The organism is Pelobacter propionicus DSM 2379, from assembly GCF_000015045.1.
In the GTDB taxonomy this organism is placed as follows: Bacteria; Desulfobacterota; Desulfuromonadia; order Geobacterales; family Pseudopelobacteraceae; genus Pseudopelobacter; species Pseudopelobacter propionicus.
The window spans coordinates 2,806,250-2,820,214 of sequence record NC_008609.1 but is presented as its reverse complement, the minus strand read 5'-3'; the positions used below and the strand labels follow the sequence as shown (position 1 = coordinate 2,820,214).

The window sequence follows — 13,965 nt, the reverse complement described above, 5'->3', positions numbered from 1 at the left end:
CAGTGGAGCACGGGGGGGTAATTCTGTGTCAATGCCGATTTCATATCAACGATTACGTACAAGCGGCGAGGAGCGACGCGACGAAGGTTGGCACTCAACCTGGGGTGCCTTGCAGGAGAGAGAATAGCCTGAAACGGGATTAATTCCAGCGGCTGATGGAAATAGCTGCAGGGATAACCTGCTGAGGGGAGGGGGATGTACAATGGGGGAGACTCCTGGTGTGTACCAGGAGTCTCCCCCGTGAACCTGAAGCCTGCCGCGTGGAAAACTGCCGTTGTCCCTTAGCTGGCTGCCTGGCGGGCCATGGCGTCGTCCATGACCTTGTAGGCGCAGAACTCGCCGCACATGGTGCAGGCACCGTGATCGGAGACCGGCGAGCTCTCCCGCAGGGTGCGGGCGCGCTCCGGATCCAGGGCCAGGGAGTACTGCCCCTCCCAGTCAAGCTTCTTCCTGCACTTGGCCATCTGGATGTCCTTGTTCATGGCCCCCTTGACCCCCTTGGCAATGTCGCCGGCGTGGGCGGCGATGCGGGAAGCGATCACGCCGTCACGCACGTCCTGAACGTCAGGCAGGCGCAGGTGCTCGCTGGGGGTGACATAGCAGAGGAAGTCGGCTCCGGCCGCGGCGGCTATGGCGCCGCCGATGGCGCAGGTGATGTGGTCGTAACCGGGGGCGATGTCGGTCACCAGCGGTCCCAGCACGTAGAAGGGGGCGCCGTGACAGAGACGCTTCTGCAGCAGTATGTTGGCCTGGATCTGTTGCAGCGGCACATGGCCAGGCCCCTCGATCATGACCTGCACGCCGGCGGCCTGGGCGCGCTGGGTCAGTTCTCCCAGCAGGATCAGTTCGTGGATCTGGGCCCGGTCGGTGGCATCGGCCAGGCAGCCGGGGCGGAAGCCGTCTCCCAGGGAGAGGGTCATGTCGTACTCTTTGGTGATCTCCAGCAGTTTGTCGAAATGTTCAAACAGCGGGTTGTCCTGGTTGTTGTAGGCCATCCACTCGATGGTGAAGGCGCCGCCACGGGAGACCACGTCCATGATGCGTCCCTCGTTCTTCATTCTCTCCACGGTGGAGCGGGTCACGCCGCAGTGCACGGTGATGAAGTCCACGCCATCCTCGGCATGCTTGATGATGCCGGCGAAGATGTCGTCCACGGTCATGTCGACGATGGCCTTCTTCTTGACGCGCACCGCATCCAGGGCGGCCTGGTAGAGCGGCACGCTGCCGATGCAGGCGTTGGTCTCGGCCACGACGGCGCGTCGGATCTCGTCCACCGGCCCGCCGGTGGACAGGTCCATGATGGCGTCGGCTCCGTATTTAACGGCTACCCGTGCCTTTTCCAACTCCTTCTGCATGTCGGTGTCATCCGATGACGAGCCGATATTGGCGTTGATCTTGGTGCGCAGGCCGGTTCCCACCGGCAGTGGCGTGCCGTTCAGATGTTTGATGTTGTGGCAGATGACGATGGTGCCGGCGGCGATGCCGTCGCGGATGAATTCGGGGGCTACTCCCTCGGATTGGGCCGCTATCTTCATCTTTTCGGTTATGACACCCCTGCGGGCGTATTCAAGCTGGGTCATGGGATCTCCGTTGTATAAAACCTAGATTTGGTAGTTGGAAGCTGTCTGTGTTCGCGCTCCATTTCGTCGGTAATTACGACGAAAGAGCCCTGATGCGCTCTCTCCGGCAGCTCCCATCTACCGTTTTCAGACATAAAAATAACGCTAGGATAGTGGATGCGCTGCGGTCTGCTGGGCCGCCGCGAAATGGTTGACCGGGCTGTGTCCCCTGCCCAGGGGGCGGGCCAGCTGAATCGCTGCGGTGATGAACTGCTTGGCCCGTTCCACGGCCGTCCGCAGCGGTTCTCCCTGGGCCAGGAATGCGGCTATGGCCGAGGCGTAGGTGCAGCCGGTGCCGTGGGTGTTGCTGGTGAATACCCGCTCGACGCTGAAGTGATGGCATTCTCTGCCGTCGAAGAGGATGTCGGTGGAGAGCCTGCCACCCATGTGCCCCCCCTTGATCAGCACATTGGCCGCTCCCAGGGCATGCAGGTCCCGGGCAGCCTGCTCGGTTTCGGCCTCGTTCTGGATCGTTCTCCCCAGGAGGCGCTCCGTCTCGGGGATATTGGGGGTGAGCAGGTAGGCCAGCGGCATCAACTGCTCCAGAAAGGTCTGGGCCGCCTCGCGCTCCATCAGGGCCGCTCCCCCCTTGGCGATCATGACCGGGTCGATCACCAGCGGCAGCAGGGTGGTCCGTTCCCCTAGCCGTTCCGCCAAGGCCGAGACGATGGCCGGCGTATGCAGCATCCCGGTCTTTATCACGTCGATGGGGATGTCCGCCAGCACGCTGTCCAGCTGATCCATGACGAAGGAGGGGGGCAGGCCGTGGATGGATGAAACACCGCGGGTGTTCTGGGCGGTCAGGGCGGTGAGCACGCTGGCGGCATAACTCCCCAACAGGGTGATGGTCTTGATGTCGGCCTGGATGCCCGCGCCGCCGCCGGAATCGCTGCCGGCCACCGTCAGCACCGCGCCGCGGGGCAGGGGGCGCCTGCGGTTGAAGAGCAGCTTTAGTTCCGTCACAGCCACGTCCGGCCGCGGGGAGGAGAGCACCGAGGAGATCACCGCCAGGGCGTCGGCGCCAGCATCCACCACCCGACAGGCATTGGCGGGGGTGATGCCGCCGATGGCCACGATGGGGAGCCTGATCCGGTCGCGGATCTCCATCAGGCCGGTCGTCCCCGGCAGGTGGCTGACCGATTTGCTGGTGGTGGGATACATGGAACCGAATCCGATGTAGTCGGCCCCCTCGGCTTCCGCCTCCAAGGCCTCCCGCAGGTCGTGGGTCGATTTGCCGATGATGCTGTCCGGGCCCAGCAGGGCGCGGGCCTGGGCAACGCTGCCGTCGTCCTGACCCAGGTGGACGCCGTCCGCCTCCAGTACCTTGGCCAGCAGCATGTCGTCGTTGACGATGAAGGCCACCCCGAAGTCGCGGCAGAGTCGCTTCAGTTCGGCGGCCTCGGAGAGGCAGTGGCAACGCTCCTTCCCCTTGGCGCGATACTGCAGAGCCGAGACGCCCCCCTTGAGGGCCGTCGACACCCGTTCTACCAGATCGTCGTCCTGGTCGGTAACCAGATAGACTCCCGTGATGGGCGAGGAATGCGTGTTCCTGTTGACGACGAGACGGAACGGTTTGCCTGAGTCGCTCATTGCCTGTATCCTTTTTACTGGCCGGAAACAAAAAAGCCGCTCTGATGGAACATAATCAGGCGGCTGGATTCATGGAATCGTCACGCGAGCCGCTTTCCTACGCCGGAATTAACCGGATCAGGTTCAAAGGGTCTGATTCCACGGAATCATCTCAGTTCGGTCGAACTCCCCCAGGGCCTTACAACGCTGTTACCATACTGGAACTCGCCTTTTCTGTCAATGGTTGAGAGGGGTGGGAGAGGTGGGGCCAGCAATAGTCAAGAATCCTTGGCTTTTCCGATCCCTGATCACCTGTCTCCTTTCCCGCTGTTTCCCTTTACAGCCGCCAAGAGACATGCTAATAAGCGGAACTGGATCTATTTGCCCGTTGTGAGGAGTTTCGCTCTCTTGTACGATAGTCGTCCAACCTTTGCCGAGATCGACCTCTCGGCCCTGCGCCACAATTTTCAGCTCATCCGATCATCCGTTTCCCCACAGGCGGAACTGCTGGCGGTCGTCAAGGCCGACGCCTACGGACACGGCTTCATGGATATCAGCCGCGAACTGGAGCGCTTGGGGGTGAATGCCTTTGGCGTGGCTTTTCTTGCCGAGGCGATCCAGCTACGCAAGGCCGGCATCGACAGGCCGATCCTGCTTCTGGGAGGTGTCTATCCCGGCCAGGAGCGCAAATGCATCGGCTACAACATCTCCACCATCGTCTTCAATCTGGAGCAGGCCCGTGCTCTGGACCGTGCCGCCGCCAAGCTCTTCCGCAAGGCCCAGTTGCACCTCAAGGTGGATACCGGCATGGGGCGGCTGGGCATCCCCTATGCCGAGGTGCCGTCCTTCCTGCGCGAGCTGGCCGCCCTGCCGCACATCTCCCTGGAAGGGGTAGTCTCCCATTTCGCCAGCGCCGACGAACTGAACGAGTCGGGGCGCTACTTCTCGCGGCTGCAGGCTGAGCGTTTTGCCTGGGCCCTGGCTGAGACCCGTTCGGCCGGATTCGCGCCGCGCTACGTCCATATCGCCAACAGCGCGGCAGGCCTGCTGAGAGATATTCCGGGATGCAACCTGGTCAGGCCCGGTATCGCCCTGTACGGCGCCCTGCCGTCGCCCGACTTCCAGGGGCAGCTTGATCTGCGGCCGGTCATGCGCCTGAAGAGCCGCATTGCCATGTTGAAGTGGGTGGAGCCGGGCACCCCCATCAGCTACGGTCGCCGCTTCACCACCGGAGGACGGACCCTGATCGCCAGCGTGCCGGTGGGCTATGCCGATGGCTATGTGCGCGCTCTCACCAACCGGGGAGAGGCGCTGGTGCGGGGAGAACGGGCACGGGTGGCGGGAACGGTCTGCATGGACTGGATCATGCTGGACGTGACCGGTGTCAAAGGGGTGAGCGTGGGCGACCCGGTGGTGCTGATGGGGCCGGACGACTCCGGCAACTGCATTCATGCCGAGGAACTGGCCGAGGCCGCCGGCACCATACCGTACGAGATCTTCTGCGGCATCAGCAAGCGGGTGCCGCGGGTATATCTGAGCTGAGGGAGACGGCCCGAGCTGCGTGGGTAACCTGCAGCCCCCCGGACTCTCCTTCCTTTCGCTCCTGTCTCTGGTGGCGGAGTTGCTGGCCTGCGGCATGGCTCTGACCGGCCGTTGGCGCAACCGCGATCATTACCCCCCTCTTTATTGATCACTCCGCGCCTCTCCCCGGTGAGGCGCCCCTGTTTGTGCTGTTCGAATCATCTATAAGGTTTGGTGAAAGCCATGTACGCAGTTGCCATCGACCTGGGCACCACCACGCTTGCCGTCTCTCTGATCCATACGGTCAGTGGAAAGCGCCTTGCCGTGGGGGGCGCCATGAACCCGCAACGCAGCTTCGGCAGCGACGTGGTGTCGCGCCTGGGGGCGGCTGTTACCTCTCCCGCTGCGCGTCGGGAGATGACGGCCCTGATCCGGGCCGAACTGCTGCGTCTGGCCCAAGGGGTCTGCGGTGATGCCGGTGTGGCCTGGGATCTGGTGGAGCGGGTCGCCATTGCCGGCAACCCGGCAATGCAGCACCTGCTGCTGGGGCTTGAGCTGAACCGCCTGGCCTTTCCCCCCTATCTTCCCCAGGTCAGCTCTGCCACGCGGCTTCCTGTTGCGGAACTGGGGTGGGCGGGGCGTGCCCAAGCCTATGTCTTCCCCATGCCGGGCGGTTTCGTGGGAGGGGATACGGTGGCCTTTCTGTTCGGGGCCGGGGATGAGCCGCCCCTGCCCGATGCTCCGTCCCTGTTCCTGGACCTGGGTACCAACGGTGAGATGGCGCTGGTGGCGGGTGAGACCGTCTGGGCCACCTCGGCCGCCGCCGGGCCGGCCTTCGAGGGGGGCAACCTCTCCTGCGGCATGGCGGCCCTGAGTGGTGCCATCAGTTCGGTGCGTATCGAGCATGACCGGGTCAGGACAGAGGTGATCGGGAATGTCCTGCCCCTGGGGATCTGCGGATCCGGGGTGCTGGAGGCCATCACCCAGCTCGTGCAGCACGGAATTCTGGAGCCGGGCGGCAGGTTGCGTGACAGCAGCGAAATTTCCTCCAACCTGGCCGGCAGGGTTGTCAGCCATGACGGTGAAAACGCTTTTGTCATCCACCGCGATGCCCAACGGATGCTGCTCTTGACCCAGTCGGACATCCGCCAGGTCCAGCTGGCCAAGGGGGCCATCAGGGCCGGCCTGGAGGTGCTCTTTCATCGGGCCGGCATCTCACCCTCCGGGCTTTCGAGCGTGCGGCTGACCGGCTCCTTCGGCGCTGTCGTGCGTCCCGAATGGCTCAAAACTGTTGGAATTTTCGACGCAAGCATGGTACATACTATCGTTTTTACTCCCGAAGGCGCGCTGGCTGGTGCGGAACGGTCCCTCATGCGGCCCGATGGCTTTGAAGCCGTGGAACGACTGGCGCTCCGCTTTCGGGTCGTGCCACTGTCCGGCACGCCACTGTTCGAGCGGCTGTTCCTGCGCAGCCTGGAGTTTTCCGTCCCATGAGCGTGGCAATGGGCCGCTTCGCCCATTCCGTCTCCCACGGCTGGATCTCCGGACTGCCGGGGAGGAACAAACGGCCGCATCCGGTGGCGGATTCAGTTATGAAAAACAGAAGGATTCAATGGTGATGGGTGACCCGTTGCCGTTATCCGTTCACCAAGTCACCAGTGACGATATTTTTTACCCGGAAGGAGCTATCTAATTCATGGCAAAGATCAAACGGGCGCTGATCAGCGTCTCCAACAAGCGGGGCATCATCGAGTTTTCCAAGGTACTGGCCGGCTACGGCGTTGAGATACTCTCCACCGGCGGAACCGCCAAGCTGCTGCGCGATTCGGGCGTGGATGTGAAGGATGTGTCCGAATTCACCGGCTTCCCCGAGATGCTGGACGGCCGGGTCAAAACCCTGCACCCCAAGGTGCATGGCGGTCTGCTGGGCATGCGCGGTAACCCGGAGCATGTGGCCAAGATGCGGGAGTTCGGCATCGAGAACATCGACATGGTGGTGGTCAACCTCTATCCCTTCGAGGCCACCGTTGCCAAGGAAGGCTGCCTGCTGGTGGATGCCATCGAGAACATCGATATCGGCGGCCCCACCATGCTCCGCTCCGCGGCCAAGAACTACCCCGACGTTACCGTGCTGGTGGACAGCGTGGATTACGCCACGATCGTGGATGAGATGCGGGAAAACGGGGGGGAAGTGTCCGCAAAGACCAACTTCGGGCTGGCGGTCAAGGCCTTTCAGCACACAGCGGCCTATGACGGCGCCATCTCCAACTACCTGGGTGCCCGCCTGGGCGAGGGGGTGGACCCCTTTCCCCCTACCTTCACCTTCCAGGTCAGGAAGAGCCAGGAACTGCGCTACGGCGAGAACCCCCAGCAGTCGGCGGCATTCTACGTGGAGCGTGATCAGCATGAGGCGTCGGTTGCCACCTGCCACCAGATCCAGGGCAAGGAACTCTCCTACAACAATATCGCCGATACCGATGCCGCCCTGGAGTGCGTGAAGCAATTCACCGAGGGGCCGACCTGCGTCATCGTCAAGCATGCCAACCCCTGCGGCGTTGCCATCGGCTCCTCGCTCCTGGAAGCCTACGACCGGGCCTACTCCACCGACCCGGAATCTGCCTTTGGCGGTATCATTGCCTGCAACAGGGAACTGGACCTGGAGACCGCCAGGGCGATCTGCGAGCGCCAGTTCGTGGAGGTGATCGTTGCGCCCACCGCCTCGCCGGAGGCGGTGCAGGTGGTCTCCTCCAAGAAAAATGTTCGCCTGCTGGTGTACGGCGAATGGCCGCAGACGGTCGTGCCGCGCCTGGATTTCAAACGGGTCACCGGTGGACTCTTGGTGCAGAGCGCCGATCAGGAACTGTTCAAAAACCTTCAGGTGGTCACCAAACGTCAACCCACCCCCGAGGAGCTGATCGATCTCCAGTTCTCCTGGCGGGTGGCCAAGTTCGTCAAATCCAACGCCATCGTGTACGGCAGGGATGGCATGACCATCGGCGTGGGCGCTGGCCAGATGAGCCGGGTTAATTCGGCGCGCATCGCCGCCATCAAGGCCGAGCATGCCGGACTCGTGGTCGAGGGGGCGGTCATGGCCTCGGACGCCTTCTTTCCGTTCCGCGACGGCATAGACAATGCGGCGAGTGTCGGCATCCGGGCGGTGATCCAGCCGGGCGGCAGCATGCGCGACGCCGAGGTCATTGCCGCGGCGGACGAGCATGGCATGGCCATGGTCTTCACCGGCATGCGCCACTTCAGGCACTGAAACGATAAACCTGGAAACGAATCTGAACTCACACGAAGGCACGAAGAACACAAGGATATCAGTGCTTCGCCAGTCCTGAACCATCGACCCGGATGGCGTTTTCCCAGGCAGGCTCTGCTTTTTGCCGTTCTTCGTGAGTTGTGAGCCTTTGTGTGGGAACGGTCGTTTTTATACATGAAAATTTGATCGAGGTGTAAACCATGAAAATACTCGTTGTCGGCGGCGGCGGCCGCGAACATGCGCTGGTCTGGAAAATCGCCCAGTCCCCCCTGGTGAAGAAGGTCTACTGCGCCCCGGGAAATCCGGGCACGGCCGGATTGGCCGAGAATCTCCCCATCCGGGCGGATGAGGTGGGCAAGTTGCTGGAATTCGCCTGGAACGAAGGCATCGACCTGACCGTGGTCGGGCCGGAGCAACCGCTCTCCCTGGGGATCGTGGATACGTTCGAGAATCACGACCTGAAAATTTTCGGACCGCATCAGCAGGCGGCGCTGATAGAGGGGAGCAAGGCCTTTTCCAAGGACCTGATGCGGAAGTACAACGTACCCACCGCCGCCTACGGCGTGTTCAGCGACATCGGGGAGGCCGAGGCGTTCATCGACCGTACCGGCCTGCCCATCGTCATCAAGGCCGACGGCCTGGCTGCCGGCAAGGGGGTCATCATCGCCCAGACCCGCCAGGAGGCGGTGGACACCGTCACAGACATGCTCAGCGGCAACGCCTTCGGCAGCGCCGGCTCCCGCGTGGTGATCGAGGAGTTTCTCACCGGAGAGGAGGCCTCGTTCCTGGCCATTACCGATGGCAAAAACATCATCCCCCTGGCCAGCGCCCAGGATCACAAGGCGATTTTCGACGGCGACCAGGGACCGAACACCGGCGGCATGGGCGCCTATTCCCCGGCACCGGTGGTGACGCGGGAAATCCACGAGATAGCCATGCGTGACGTGCTGCGCCCCACGGTGGACGGCATGGCGGCCGAAGGGCGTCCCTACCGCGGCGTGCTCTACGCCGGCCTGATGGTCAAGGACGGCAAGGTCAAGACCCTGGAGTTCAACGCCCGTTTCGGCGACCCGGAGTGCCAGCCGCTCTTGATGCGCATGAAGTCGGATATCGTGCCGCTGCTTTTGGCTGCCGCCTCGGGTGATATCTCCGGCATGGACATTGAGTGGCATGACCGGGCAGCGGTCTGCGTCGTCATGGCGGCCGAAGGCTACCCGGGCGAGTATCGCAAGGGGGACGCCATCAGCGGCCTGGCAGATGCCGCGAAACTGGACGACGTGTACGTCTTCCACGCCGGAACCGCCCAGGATGGGGGGCGCTGCGTGACCAACGGCGGACGGGTACTGGGGGTCACCGCCATGGATGATACGGTTGAACAGGCCATTGCCCGAGCCTATCAGGCGGCCAGCGTCATCTCCTGGCCCGGTGTGCAGTTCCGCACGGATATCGGCAGGAAGGCCATAGGACGCTGATTCGGGAAAGGTATTGCCTGTTCATTAAAAAATGATCCCTACTTGAAAAAAAGCTGCGCACGGTGGAAAAGTACGATACTCTGATTGGGACATAACCGGGCAATGTCCGGTACAACAGGGACATGCTGCCATGAAAATGTCTGCTGCGCATGCTAGAAGGGTGTGCACGGCGTTGTCGGACGGTAGCTGTCGCTCGAAATAAGGAGATTGCCATGGGTTTTCTGGGTTTTGGAAAGAAGCAGCTCGCCGGTTCGGGTGTTATCGCTCTCCAGAGCAGCGGCTCTGCTCTGGCGGGCGATGTGGCCAAGATTCGTATCTCTCCCACGTTCGTCAGCGCCTACGTCTCACCCCACATCGACATCGACCGGGTTGCCAGGGATTTGACCTCCCGCTTTCCCGGCGTGCCCATGATGATCTGCAGTACCGCCGGCGAGCTGCACGCCGACGCCGGGCGGCTGTACTGCTCCACCGGCAATCGCTGGGATCGGGTGGTGGTGCACTGCTTCGACGCGTCCCTCATAGCGTCCGCCCAGGTGGTCAGCGTTCCCCTGGCGTGCGAAGACCTGCGCCGCGGCAACGTTGAAATGTCCCTCAAGGACCGCGTGGAACGCATTTCCGCCTCCATCGCCGGGCTCAAGGTGGACATGGAGATCGACTACCGCAATACACTGGCCTACGTGCTCTTCGACGGACTCTCCGCCTCAGAATCCTTCTTCATGGAAGCACTGTACGAATCGGGCCGTTTTCCCTGCCTGTTCGTGGGGGGATCGGCCGGTGGCACCTTTGATTTCCGCACTACCTGGCTGCATGACGGCAAGCGCAAGCTGGAGAACCATGCCCTGGTCGCCTTTGTCAAGATGGCGCCAGGCGTGCGTTTCGGGGTCCTGAAGAGCCAGAATTTCGAGCCTGCCGGCAGCAGCTTCAACGTTCTCTCCGCGTCGGTGGAGCAGCGTTACGTGACTCAGGTGGTTGACCGCCAGGGGCACATCAGCTCCCTTGTGGAGGCGCTCTGCACTGCCCTGAAGTGTTCTCCCGCCAACCTTGAGGCCCAGTTGGCCGGGTACTCCTTTGCCATCATGGTTGGCAAGGAGCTGTTCGTGCGCTCCATCTCCAAGCTGGACATTGCCAATAACAGGGTGCATTTCTTCTGTGATATCGCCTCGGGCGAGGAACTGCTGCTGGTACGCAGGACAGGGCTGGTCAGTAACACGCAGAAGGACTTCAGCCGCTTCATGCAGGGAAAGCCGGGGAACCCGGTGGCCGGCATTCTCAACGACTGCATCCTGCGCCGGCTGAACAACGAGCGCGAACTCTCCGAAATGGGGCGGGTCATGCCGGAAGGAGCGGTGGCCGGCTTTTCCACCTTCGGCGAAATCCTTGGGCTGAACCTGAATCAGACCCTGACCGCCATCTTCTTCTTCCGGGTGCCGGCCGGTACAGCGTTCCGGGACGAGTACGTGGACAACTTCGTCGCCCATTACGGTGAATTCAAGGCCTTCTTCCTGCGGCGACAGGTTTCCAAGCTGAGCGGCCTGTCCCAGGTCATGATGAAACAGATCAACGACTTCCGGGGACAGCACTTCGAGAGCCGTTTGGACGCATCCGGCTTGGAGCCGGCCATGGCCCAGCTGTTCACCGGCCTGAACGACCTGGGCCAGGCCCTGAACGAGGCCAACGCCCAGCAGGACGCCATGGCCTGCCAGCTGGAGGCGTGCGCCAATGACCTGTACGGCTCCGTGGATGACCTGGCCTCCCACATCGAGCAGCAGGTTCAGGCGATCCACCAGGTGGGTGAAAATGTCACCGGCCTGACCGGCAAAGCCACTGCCTCAGCCACCAGTGCGCGGGGTCTGGCCGATGCCAGCAGCCGCATCCAGAGCGTGGTGGAAATCATCCAGCAGATTGCCGACCAGACCAACCTCCTGGCTTTGAACGCGGCCATCGAGGCGGCCCGTGCCGGGGACAGCGGCCGTGGTTTCGCGGTGGTTGCCGACGAGGTGCGCAAGCTGGCTGAAAAGTCCCGCACCAGTGCCATGGAGATCGGCAGCAATATCTCCCACCTGGCTTCCGAGATCAGCGCGGTTGCCAACGAGATCGAATCCCAGTCCAGCGATGTGGGCCGCCTCTCGTCGCTTTTGGCCGTCATCGAGGAGTCCAGCGCGCGCACGACCGAGACGGCCGGCCACACAAAAGGGGTGGCCGACACACTGAAGAATCTGACAACGGCCGCTCACGCCTGAATCTGACGGGAGGAGTGCGAAGCTCCTGCCGTTTTAAGTTCTGCCGGCTGCTTCCGAGAGACGGTGTCCGGCGGTCGGGGCTGACCATGGTTTTGATTGCCGAATCCTGAGAGAACGTTTTTCTATGCCGCATGGAAAGAGGGGAGGAGAGAGTATGCATGTCAATCCACAGGTTCTGATTATCATGGGGAGTAATTCGGATCTGCCGGTAATGCAGGAGGCGGCGGACCTTTTGGGGCAGTTCGATGTTCCCTGCGAGATGAGGGTCTCGTCGGCTCACCGTTCTCCCGTCAAGACGGCAAAGCTGGCCGCTGAGGCCGGCGAACGGGGAGTCAAGGTTATCATCGCCGGGGCCGGCATGGCCGCCCATCTGGCCGGTGTGATCGCGTCCGAGACGATCCTGCCGGTGATCGGGGTTCCGGTGGGGGGAGGCGCCCTGAGCGGCGTCGATGCATTGTACTCCACGGTACAGATGCCGGGTGGCATTCCGGTGGCAACCATGGCCATCGGCAAGGCCGGGGCGAAGAACGCCGGTGTCCTGGCCGTACAGATACTGGCCCTCTCTGACGAGCGTCTGGCTCAGGCTCTGCGGGATTACCGCCGGGAGATGGCCCTGGACGTTGAACGACGTGACGCCGATCTGCAGGCTCTCAGGGCGGTTGACGAAGCGCACTGAGAAGGGGCCGACCAGCTGCACTGCATATGACAAGCAGTGACCCCTACCGGGAACGGGCGATACAGCGAAAGGGATAACAATTCAGCTTGTTATCCCTTTTTAGTGGGGCGCTGCCTTGTAACCGCACGAGCAAAAAAATCTACACCTTTAGGATGAATTGGTCTATCATCCCGACTTCGTTCAGGCTGTGACCATGATCGTCATAACGGACAGCAGGAGATACTTTTGGCACCTTCCCGACGCAATCCGATCGAGTCCCTGTGGGACTTTTTCTGCTCGCTCAAACTGACGCTTTTTCTGCTCATCTCCCTTGCCCTGACCTCCATTATTGGGACCGTACTTCCCCAGGGGCTGGTTCCCCCGGAATACGTGGCGCGGATCAGCCCACTCAAGCTGCAGGTCTATTCCCGTCTCGGCTTCTTCGACATGTACCACTCCTGGTGGTTCATCGCTCTTCTGTACGTCTTCAGCCTGAACCTGATCTGCTGCTCCATCAGGCGCCTGCCCCACGTCTTCAGGTTTATCAGCCAGCCGGCCCTGGTTCTGGACGACTCACTGGCTGCCGGCCTTTCCCTGAAACTGCAGGTGGCGTTTTCCACGCCGCCGGATGTGGCCCGCAAACGGCTGGCCGATTTCCTGGGGGAGCAGTTTGCCACCTCGACACTGACCGAGCAGGGGGGAAGCTGCCACCTGTTTGCCCAGAAGAATGCCTGGAGCCGACTGGGGGTCTATGTCGTCCATGCCAGCATCCTGGTGATCTTCGCGGGCGCCATCATCGGGTCGCTGTTCGGTGACAAGGGCTTCGTGAACATCGTCGAGGGGGAGAGCGTCGGCACGTTCATGTCCCGCAACGGCAGGGAGACCCAGCTCGGCTTCACCCTGCGCTGCGATCAGTTTACCGTGTCAACCTACGACTCCGGTGCTCCGAAGGAGTTCAAGAGCATTCTGACGGTGCTGGAAAACGGTGTGGCGGTTCCCGCCTACACCCATGCACGGGTGATTGTCAACGATCCCCTGACCTACAAGGGATTTACCTTCTACCAGTCCAGCTACGGCCAGGCCGACGAGGGGGGCGAGCACTACCTTACGCTCACCCCGCGGAGCGGGACGGGAAGCAGGCGCCTGACCCTCCACGAGGGGGAGACGGTTTCCCTGGGTGATGGAACATCCCTGAAACTCCTGGAAACCACCCAGGAGGTGCGGCAATTTATTCCGGAGCTGAACGGACCCGCGGCAAGGATCGAGGTGACGAGCCGGGGCGGGACGCCGCGTGTGTTCGAGGTGTTCAGGAATCATCCCGAGATCAATGCCCAGCGTGGCGATGAGCTGATATTCGGTTACGAGGGGAGCAATGCCCGCATGTACACCGGGCTGCAGGTGACGAAGGACCCTGGCGTCTGGTTCGTCTGGCTGGGATGCGGGTTGATGGTTGTCGGTCTCTTTTTCGCTTTTTTCATGTCCCACAAGCGGGTCTGGATCGTCGTCTCCAAGGGAGGCGCCTGCATGTACGGCAACGCCAGCAAGAACCAGGCGGCATTTGCCCAGCAGTTCGATGATCTGGCTGGAAAGCTGAAGCACCTGAATATCTGAGGGAGGATCGACAGCC

General features: G+C 62.1%; 10 protein-coding genes and 1 riboswitch. Of the genes, 8 read left to right on the top strand and 2 right to left on the bottom strand.

The annotated features are described in order from the left end of the window. Nucleotides 1–281 precede the first annotated feature (281 nt). A complete protein-coding gene (thiC, locus tag PPRO_RS12815; protein WP_011736454.1) occupies nucleotides 282–1,580 on the bottom strand; it encodes a phosphomethylpyrimidine synthase ThiC in 1,299 nt (432 codons plus the stop codon). A 144-nt stretch (nucleotides 1,581–1,724) separates the two neighbouring features. After that, on the bottom strand, nucleotides 1,725–3,209 hold the full coding sequence (gene thiD / locus PPRO_RS12810) for a bifunctional hydroxymethylpyrimidine kinase/phosphomethylpyrimidine kinase (protein ID WP_011736453.1): 1,485 nt from the start codon (nucleotides 3,207–3,209) through the stop codon (nucleotides 1,725–1,727). Between the two features lie 77 nt (nucleotides 3,210–3,286). Beyond that, nucleotides 3,287–3,391: riboswitch (TPP riboswitch) on the bottom strand. A 205-nt stretch (nucleotides 3,392–3,596) separates the two neighbouring features. Here thiD and alr point away from each other — a divergent pair. From alr to resB, 8 genes are all read left to right on the top strand, one after another. Further along, a complete protein-coding gene (alr, locus tag PPRO_RS12805) occupies nucleotides 3,597–4,730 on the top strand; it encodes an alanine racemase (protein WP_041532315.1) in 1,134 nt (377 codons plus the stop codon). A 19-nt stretch (nucleotides 4,731–4,749) separates the two neighbouring features. After that, the gene (locus tag PPRO_RS21685) at nucleotides 4,750–4,878 is read left to right on the top strand and encodes a hypothetical protein (RefSeq protein ID WP_269634974.1); all 129 of its coding nucleotides are present in this window, start codon (nucleotides 4,750–4,752) and stop codon (nucleotides 4,876–4,878) included. Between the two features lie 74 nt (nucleotides 4,879–4,952). Beyond that, the gene (locus PPRO_RS12800; protein WP_011736451.1) at nucleotides 4,953–6,203 is read left to right on the top strand and encodes an ASKHA domain-containing protein; all 1,251 of its coding nucleotides are present in this window, start codon (nucleotides 4,953–4,955) and stop codon (nucleotides 6,201–6,203) included. 202 nt (nucleotides 6,204–6,405) lie between these two features. After that, nucleotides 6,406–7,971, top strand: a complete 1,566-nt coding sequence (gene purH / locus PPRO_RS12795; protein ID WP_011736450.1) for a bifunctional phosphoribosylaminoimidazolecarboxamide formyltransferase/IMP cyclohydrolase — start codon at nucleotides 6,406–6,408, stop codon at nucleotides 7,969–7,971. A 200-nt stretch (nucleotides 7,972–8,171) separates the two neighbouring features. Further along, nucleotides 8,172–9,443, top strand: a complete 1,272-nt coding sequence (purD, locus tag PPRO_RS12790) for a phosphoribosylamine--glycine ligase (protein WP_011736449.1) — start codon at nucleotides 8,172–8,174, stop codon at nucleotides 9,441–9,443. Nucleotides 9,444–9,655: 212 nt separating this feature from the next. Further along, nucleotides 9,656–11,683 (top strand): methyl-accepting chemotaxis protein, encoded by a 2,028-nt coding sequence (locus tag PPRO_RS21895; protein ID WP_011736448.1) that lies wholly within the window; start codon nucleotides 9,656–9,658, stop codon nucleotides 11,681–11,683. 154 nt (nucleotides 11,684–11,837) lie between these two features. Beyond that, nucleotides 11,838–12,359, top strand: coding sequence for a 5-(carboxyamino)imidazole ribonucleotide mutase (gene purE, locus PPRO_RS12780; RefSeq protein WP_011736447.1), 522 nt, complete (start codon nucleotides 11,838–11,840; stop codon nucleotides 12,357–12,359). A 225-nt stretch (nucleotides 12,360–12,584) separates the two neighbouring features. Next, nucleotides 12,585–13,949 carry a cytochrome c biogenesis protein ResB gene (gene resB, locus PPRO_RS12775; RefSeq protein ID WP_011736446.1) on the top strand — a complete coding sequence of 455 codons (1,365 nt, stop codon included), beginning with the start codon at nucleotides 12,585–12,587 and terminating at the stop codon, nucleotides 13,947–13,949. Nucleotides 13,950–13,965 lie beyond the last annotated feature (16 nt).

What these genes read in the sequence shown, in the direction of transcription:
- thiC (WP_011736454.1), bottom strand. Translation starts at nt 1,580, where the DNA reads ATGACCCAGCTTGAATACGCCCGCAGGGGTGTCATAACCGAAAAGATG.
- thiD (WP_011736453.1), bottom strand. Translation starts at nt 3,209, where the DNA reads ATGAGCGACTCAGGCAAACCGTTCCGTCTCGTCGTCAACAGGAACACG.
- PPRO_RS12800 (WP_011736451.1), top strand. Translation starts at nt 4,953, where the DNA reads ATGTACGCAGTTGCCATCGACCTGGGCACCACCACGCTTGCCGTCTCT.
- purH (WP_011736450.1), top strand. Translation starts at nt 6,406, where the DNA reads ATGGCAAAGATCAAACGGGCGCTGATCAGCGTCTCCAACAAGCGGGGC.
- purD (WP_011736449.1), top strand. Translation starts at nt 8,172, where the DNA reads ATGAAAATACTCGTTGTCGGCGGCGGCGGCCGCGAACATGCGCTGGTC.
- PPRO_RS21895 (WP_011736448.1), top strand. Translation starts at nt 9,656, where the DNA reads ATGGGTTTTCTGGGTTTTGGAAAGAAGCAGCTCGCCGGTTCGGGTGTT.
- purE (WP_011736447.1), top strand. Translation starts at nt 11,838, where the DNA reads ATGCATGTCAATCCACAGGTTCTGATTATCATGGGGAGTAATTCGGAT.